Annotated in this window: 5 protein-coding genes; 1 reads left to right on the top strand and 4 read right to left on the bottom strand. The window is 61.3% G+C overall.

Annotation, left to right across the window (positions count from 1 at the left end; translation table 11 throughout):
- Positions 1-53 precede the first annotated feature (53 nt).
- The 4 genes from KGA97_RS28840 to KGA97_RS28825 all read right to left on the bottom strand — a co-directional run bounded on the left by KGA97_RS28840 (position 54) and on the right by KGA97_RS28825 (position 5,260).
- Positions 54-431 carry a hypothetical protein gene (locus KGA97_RS28840; protein ID WP_008035469.1) on the bottom strand — a complete coding sequence of 126 codons (378 nt, stop codon included), beginning with the start codon at positions 429-431 and terminating at the stop codon, positions 54-56.
- 75 nt (positions 432-506) lie between these two features.
- Entirely contained in the window at positions 507-1,319 is an 813-nt protein-coding gene (locus KGA97_RS28835) for a putative RNA methyltransferase (protein WP_008039372.1), read from the bottom strand.
- Positions 1,319-2,470 carry a succinyl-diaminopimelate desuccinylase gene (dapE, locus tag KGA97_RS28830; RefSeq protein WP_008035465.1) on the bottom strand — a complete coding sequence of 384 codons (1,152 nt, stop codon included), beginning with the start codon at positions 2,468-2,470 and terminating at the stop codon, positions 1,319-1,321. Before dapE ends, KGA97_RS28835 begins: the two co-directional genes overlap by 1 nt.
- Before the next feature lie 198 nt (positions 2,471-2,668).
- On the bottom strand, positions 2,669-5,260 hold the full coding sequence (locus KGA97_RS28825; RefSeq protein ID WP_032829235.1) for a glycosyltransferase: 2,592 nt from the start codon (positions 5,258-5,260) through the stop codon (positions 2,669-2,671).
- Between the two features lie 211 nt (positions 5,261-5,471).
- Between KGA97_RS28825 and KGA97_RS28820 the strand changes: the two genes are divergently transcribed.
- A partial coding sequence (locus tag KGA97_RS28820) for a ThiF family adenylyltransferase (RefSeq protein WP_223481940.1) occupies positions 5,472-5,874 on the top strand: 403 nt, incomplete at its 3' end.

Here is a 5,874-nt window from a genome sequence, read left to right as displayed (position 1 = left end):
CGCTAAAAGCTTCGCGGGCAAGCCTCGCTCCTACAGGTTCGTGGTGTGATGGGTTACGCAGTTTTCCAGGTGATCTCTTCTTCGCCATCGGCGCTGATGCGCATCCAGCGATCCGCTGTCTCTTCACCTTCTTCCTCGACCCAACTGCCCGGCGCACAACGTACTTCTACGTTCAGCGCGGCAAACGCGGCGCGGGCGCAGGCGATGTCGTCTTCCCACGGGGTCTGGTCGCTTTCCAGATACAGGCTGTTCCATTTTCCTACCGCTTTCGGCAGCCAGGTCACTGGCACGTTGCCGGCCTTGCACTTGTAGGTCTGACCTTTCTGAACCCAATCGGTGCACGGGCCCAGCGCCGCGCCGAGCCAGGCGGATACGGCCTTGTGGTCGACGTCGGCGTCTTTCAGGTAAATCTCGATATCGGGTTGGCGCATGGATGTCCTCACTGCGGGTCTGAAAAATCCATTCGCGGATTTAGCCGGCCTCAAGCTGCTGCTCAAGACCAAAAATTAAGATTGAAGAACAAAATAATCGTAGCGCATCGAAACAGTGACCTCGAACGGTTCCACTTGTTCGATGACCGCCGCCCGGCGTTCGGCACTGGCGCGCCAGCCGTGAGGCGTCATGGCCAACAGGTTGGCGCGATCCTGACCACTTGCAAGCGTCAGCTTGAATTCCAGGGTTTCACTGTGTTGCAGCGCCATGCCGTCCGGCACCAGGGCCAGATGCTTGTCGTCGGTGTACTCACGCACTTCGTCGTACAGCCGCTCGCGCAATTCCATCAGGTGGCCGCTGGTCGGCCCGACTTTCATCAAACCGCCGCCGGGGCTGAGCAAGCGTTTGGCTTCCTCCCAGTCCAGCGGGCTGAAGACGCTGGCGAGAAACTGACAACTGCCGGACGCCAACGGCACCCGCGCCATGCTGGCGATCAACCAGGTCAGCTGCGGGTTGCGTTTGCAGGCGCGTTTGACCGCTTCCCGGGAGATGTCCAGTGCGTAACCGTCTGCGTTCGGCAACGCCTCGGCAATTTGCGCGGTGTAGTAACCCTCGCCACAACCGATGTCCAGCCAGCGCTGCGGCGCGTATTGCGCCGCCAGCTCAGCGAGACGCCTGGCCACCGGCGCGTAATGCCCGGCGTTCAGGAAGTCGCGCCGGGCTTCGACCATCGCCAGGTTATCCCCAGGGTCGCGGCTGTTCTTGTGCTGCACCGGCAACAGGTTCAGGTAACCCTGGCGCGCGCGGTCGAAACGATGCCCGGCGGGGCAGGCCACGCCGTTGTCCACCGCGTTCAGCGGTTCGCTGCAGATCGGGCAGGCGAGCATCAGGCGAGCAACTTGATCAGGGTCTGGTAGTAGATTTCGGTCAGCACGTCGAGGTCGGCGGCCAGCACGCGCTCGTTGACCTGGTGGATCGTCGCGTTGACCGGGCCCAGTTCAACCACCTGTGTACCCATGGTCGCGATAAAACGGCCATCGGAGGTGCCACCGCTGGTGGAGGCTTTGGTTTCGCGACCGGTGATGTCCTTGATGCTCGACGCGACGGCGTCCAGCAACGCGCCCGGTTCGGTGAGGAATGGCAGACCGGACAGCGCCCAGTCGATGTGCCAGTCCAGGCCATGCTTGTCGAGGATATCGGCGACGCGTTTCTGCAGGCCTTCGACGGTGGATTCGGTGGAGAAGCGGAAGTTGAACACCGCCACCAGATCACCGGGGATCACGTTGGTCGCGCCAGTGCCGGAATTCACGTTGGAAATCTGGAAACTGGTCGGCGGGAAGAAATCGTTGCCGTGGTCCCAATGCTCGGCGGCCAGTTCGGCCAGCGCCGGGGCGGCGAGGTGGATCGGGTTCTTGGCGAGGTGCGGATAAGCGACGTGACCTTGCACACCGCGTACGGTCAGCTTGGCGCCGAGGGAACCGCGACGGCCATTCTTGACCACGTCACCGACCAGCGTAGTGCTCGACGGTTCGCCGACGATGCACCAGTCCAGACGCTCCTTGCGCGCCGCCAGGCGTTCAACCACCGCCTTGGTGCCGTGGTGCGCCGGGCCTTCTTCATCGCTGGTGATCAGGAACGCGACTTTGCCCTTGTGATCCGGGTAATCGGCGACGAAGCGCTCGGCGGCCACGGTCATGGACGCCAGGCTGCCTTTCATGTCCGCTGCGCCACGACCGCAGAGCATGCCGTGTTCGTCGATCAGTGCGTTGAACGGGTCGATCTGCCAGGCGGTCACCGGGCCGGTCGGGACCACGTCGGTGTGGCCGGCGAAACACAATACCGGGCCATCGTGTTTGCCGTGGGTGGCCCAGAAGTTATCCACATCTTCGATGCGCATTGGCTCAAGCATAAAACCGGCATCGCCCAGGCGCTGCATCATCTGCTTCTGGCAATCGGCGTCGACCGGCGTCACGGACGGACGGCGGATCAGGTCGATGGCGAGTTGAAGGGTCGGCGAAAGGTCGGCGTGGGCCGTCATGGAAAACTCCGGTGCTTTATCTGTAGGAGCGAGGCTTGCCCGCGAAGAACGATAATGAGGTGTATCTGTTACACCGAGTCGCTTCGTTCGCGGGCAAGCCTCGCTCCTACGGGAAATGGGGGGCAAGGCCTGGAAAATGGCGGTTATCTTAAAGCAAAACGGCGGCCATTGGCCGCCGTTTAGTGCATCTGCAAAGATTTAGACTGCCGGTGCCGTTTCGGCCTCGACGGCCGGTTTCGGCAGCGAGGACAGGAACGCCATGATCAGCGCCGCCAGGTACGGCAGCGACTGCACCAGCAACATGATCACCCAGAAGCGCATGTCGTTGCTCGGCAGCCCGTTCACCAGGAAGATCCCCAGCGCCGCGCCCCACAACAGCAGCATGATGAACATCTCTTCACGCGCTTCAGAAATCGCCACCCAGAAGCCGTGGTTGTCGGCATTTTTCGGCGTGCGGAAGAACGGAATGCTGCTGGTGAAGAAGCCGTACAACACCGCTTTGGCGATGGTGTGCGACAACGCCAGCCCGGCCAGCGCCGCGCAGAACGCGTCCTTGAGGTTCACGCCAACGGCGCGACGGTAGAGGAAGATGATCTTGCCGACCTTGAACACGAACAACGCCAATGGCGGGATCGCGAAAATCAGCAACGGCGGATCGACCCGCTGCGGCACGATGATCATCGCCGCCGACCACAACAGTGCGCCCACGGTGAAGAAGATGTTCATGCCATCCGCCACCCACGGCAACCAGCCCGCGAGGAAGTGGTAGCGCTGGCCACGGGTCAGCTCGGTGTCCTTGCCGCGCAGCAGGCTGGCGGTGTGACGCTTGATGATCTGAATCGCACCGTAGGCCCAGCGGAAACGCTGTTTCTTGAAGTCGATAAAGGTATCGGGCATCAGGCCTTTGCCGTAGCTGGTGTGGTAGTACGCCGCCGACAAGCCTTTCTCGAACACGCGCAGACCCAACTCGGCGTCTTCGCAGATGCACCAGTCGGCCCAGCCGAGTTCCTCGAGCACCGAGCGCCGGGTCATGGTCATGGTGCCGTGCTGGATGATCGCGTCGCGGTCGTTACGGGTGACCATGCCGATGTGGAAGAAGCCTTTGTATTCCGCGTAGCAGAGCTTCTTGAAGGTGCTTTCGTTCTGGTCGCGATAATCCTGCGGCGACTGCACCACGGCGATTTTCGGATCGGCGAAGTGCGGCACCATGTGCTTGAGCCAGTTCGGGTCGACGCAGTAATCGGAGTCGATCACCGCAATCACTTCGGCATCTTTGGCGGTATGCGGAATCAGGTAGTTCAGCGCGCCGCCCTTGAAGCCGGCCAGCGGTGCGACGTGGAAGAACTTGAAGCGCGGACCGAGGGTTGCGCAGTAATCGCGCACCGGCTCCCAGACGGCCGGGTCCTTGGTGTTGTTGTCGATGATCAGGACTTCGAAGTCCGGATAGTCGAGGTTGGCCAGGGCGTTGAGGGTCTGTTTGACCATCTCCGGCGGCTCGTTGTAGCACGGCACGTGAATCGACACTTTCGGCCTGTAGTCCGAATCGCCCACCACCGGCAGGAATTCACGCCGGCGTTTGTGGGTCCAGACCGCTTCGGCCAGTTCATGCGCCTCGGTCAGCAGTACGATAAAGACCCCGAGTGCGCCGAGTGCGAGGAGAAATCCTACGGTCAGGCTGAACCAGGTGCTGTATTGCTGACTGTAGTCGTAGCCGATCCACACCAGCACCGAACCGCACAAGAAGGCGATAAAAGTCAGGAAGGTGCGGCCACGTTGACGCAGGGCCGAGCCGTCAATCATCAGCAAGGTCAGGGACAGCAGGGCCAACACCGCCGAGCCGATGGCCAGCACGCGCCATTGCGGGATCGCGACGACCGGGCCTTCGAAGTTGAATTTCTGCTGACGCGCAGCGTTGAACACGCCCCAATACGCGCCCACCGAACCTTCGTCACTGGCCTTCCACGGCTGGTCGAACGCTTCGATCACGAAGTAGTTGAAACCCTGGCGGTTAAGCTTGTTCACCAGCGTGCGCAGGTAGATCGCCTGATCTGCCGGGCTCGCATCGGTGCCGCCACGCATGCGGCCGTTGCTAGGCCAGCCAACCTCGGACAGCAGCAGCGGTTTTTTCGGGAACATCTTTTTCAGATCGCGAGCGCGGTCGAGGACGAACTGGCCGGCCTTGTCCACCGGGATGTATTCCCAGTAAGGCAGTACGTGCGCGGCAATCAGGTCGACGTGCTTGGCCAGTTCCGGGTGTTCTTCCCAGACGTGCCATTGCTCGGACGTGGTGACCGGCACCTTCACGGCTGCGCGAACGCGATCAAGGAGCACGCTCAGTTCGGCAGCGGTAATTTCCTTACGGAAGATGGCCTCGTTGCCTACGACCACACGAACCACGCTGCGTGAGGAGTTGGCGATCTCGATGGCCCGGGTGATTTCCCGCTCGTTGCGTTCCAGGTCCGGGCTGATCCAGATCCCCAGGGTAACCCGCAGGCCGAATTCCTCTGCCAGTTTGGGAATGTCTCCCAGGGTGCCATCGACCGAGTAGGTACGGATGTTGTCCGTCAGCTTGCTCATTATCTCCAGATCGCGACGCATTTGATCGTCGGTCGGGTACTGCTCTTTCTGCGGATACTGGCCTTGCTGGAACGGCGAGTACGAGAAACCGGAGATCTGTTCAGGCCAGTTGGGGGCGGTGACCGGGCGATTGATCAGCGCCCAGAAGCCGGTAAACAAGGCTGCGATGGCGAGCACCACGACCAGGTTGAGTCCAAATTTACGCGATGACATAGCTATTTCGGGTTCCAAAGGCTGTGGAACGAAGGAACGGTTGGCGATCGCCAAGGGGCGCGCATCCTACACCGGCAGTTCACTGAACGTACATCGGACAGGGAATTGCACGACGTTGGGCAATCGGCTTTCACATAAGTTCTTACACTTGTCGCTTGTAGCTTAGATCTTTTGGCGTGTGGCCCTATAATGCGCGCCGGTTTTTGGGGTAATGGTCATGAGTACAGAAGATCCGCGGTTTGCAGGCATCGCCCGTTTGTATGGCATCGAAGGGCTAGAGCGCCTGCGCGCGGCGCACGTGGCGATTGTTGGCGTCGGTGGCGTCGGCTCCTGGGCTGCGGAAGCGGTGGCGCGGTGTGGCGTGGGCGAGATTTCGCTGTTCGACCTCGACGACGTCTGCGTCAGCAATGCCAACCGTCAGTTGCATGCGCTGGACAGCACCGTCGGCAAGCCCAAGGTCGAGGTGATGGCTGAGCGCCTGCGCGGGATCAACCCGGATTGCACGGTGCATGCGGTGGCGGATTTCGTCACCCGCGACACCATGGCCGAATACATCACGCCGAACATCGACTGTGTGATCGACTGCATCGACAGCGTCAACGCCAAGGCTGCGC

It is taken from the genome of Pseudomonas sp. BF-B-15, assembly GCF_019946675.1.
Taxonomy (GTDB): domain Bacteria; phylum Pseudomonadota; class Gammaproteobacteria; order Pseudomonadales; family Pseudomonadaceae; genus Aquipseudomonas; species Aquipseudomonas migulae.
The sequence above is the reverse complement of the archived record's forward strand: the minus strand, read 5'-3'. Positions and strand labels throughout refer to the sequence as shown.